2 protein-coding genes and 1 pseudogene are annotated in these 980 nt (G+C 68.0%); 2 read left to right on the top strand and 1 reads right to left on the bottom strand.

Annotation, left to right across the window (positions count from 1 at the left end):
- Positions 1 to 229 (bottom strand): annotated as a pseudogene (locus tag KZA10_RS16130) (aminotransferase); the annotation flags it as partial.
- A gap of 165 nt (positions 230 to 394) precedes the next feature.
- Here KZA10_RS16130 and KZA10_RS18400 point away from each other — a divergent pair.
- Positions 395 to 529 carry a GntR family transcriptional regulator gene (locus KZA10_RS18400; RefSeq protein WP_256934996.1) on the top strand — a complete coding sequence of 45 codons (135 nt, stop codon included), beginning with the start codon at positions 395 to 397 and terminating at the stop codon, positions 527 to 529.
- A gap of 27 nt (positions 530 to 556) precedes the next feature.
- On the top strand, positions 557 to 980 hold a 424-nt coding region (locus KZA10_RS18395), incomplete at its 3' end, for an FCD domain-containing protein (RefSeq protein WP_308289699.1).

Raw genomic sequence — 980 nt, 5'->3', positions numbered from 1 at the left:
CGGTGCGCTCGCGAGCCTCCTGCACGCGTTCGGCGATGCGCGGGAACCACTCGACGGGGCTGAGATCGGCGCGGCGGCGCAGGGCGTCCTGATGCTCGACGACGACGGACGGGACCGCGCCGAAGGATCCGTGGTTGAGGTGGATCACTTCCCGGTCGAGGGGCCAGGCGTCGCGCGCTCGCATGCCGGAGTTCAGCGTGAGCGGTGCGGGGAACAGCGGTGCGGGCATCAGTCCTCATCGATGAGTCGGGCGAGTTGTTGCACAACTTTGCCACATGCCGTGGAAAACTGCCACGAAAAGGTGAAGATGAAACATAGTTGTCATACGAGTTCCCTGCGAAGGGGAGTTCCGACAGACTTCACGAGGGGCGGGGGAGTGTCAGAGAGGATGACGATGAGCGCACTCGACACGGCGCTGCACGGGCTGCGGGCGCTGATCGCCGACGGCGCGCTGCGACCCGGCGACCGGCTGCCGAGCGAAGGCGAGCTCTGCGAACGGCTCGGCGTCTCCCGGGGATCCCTGCGCTAAGCGATCCGGATTCTGGCCGCTCTCGGTGTGCTCGACACCCGTCACGGCTCCGGCAGCTACGTCAGCGAACTGCGTGCCGCCGATCTGATCGGCAGCCTGTCACTCACCGTCGGACTGCTGCCGATGGCCGGAGTGCTGGAGCTGACCGAGCTGCGCCGCGTGCTCGAACCGCATGCCGCCGCGCTCGCCGCAGCCCGCATCGACGAGGACACGGTGGCGTCGCTGGACCGTGTGCTCGACGAGATCGAGGCGACCACCGACTTCGAGGCGCAGTCGCGGCTCGACCACGAGTTCCACATGGCGATCTCCGGCGTTGCGGGGAACGAGGCGCTGACCAGCCTGATCGACGTGCTGCGTTCGCGTTCGAGGGCCTATCGGATCTCCGACCCCGAGGACGCCGCCGAGCTGAAGGTGCACTCGGATGCCGGCCACCGAGCGATCCTGCGCGGAC

Origin of the sequence: Microbacterium sp. BF1 (assembly GCF_019279095.1) — a bacterium.
Taxonomy (GTDB): domain Bacteria; phylum Actinomycetota; class Actinomycetes; order Actinomycetales; family Microbacteriaceae; genus Microbacterium; species Microbacterium maritypicum.
This window is presented reverse-complemented; position numbering and strand designations above follow the sequence as displayed.

Coding starts and splice junctions, on each gene's coding strand:
- KZA10_RS18400 (WP_256934996.1), top strand. CDS start 395: ATGAGCGCACTCGACACGGCGCTGCACGGGCTGCGGGCGCTGATCGCC.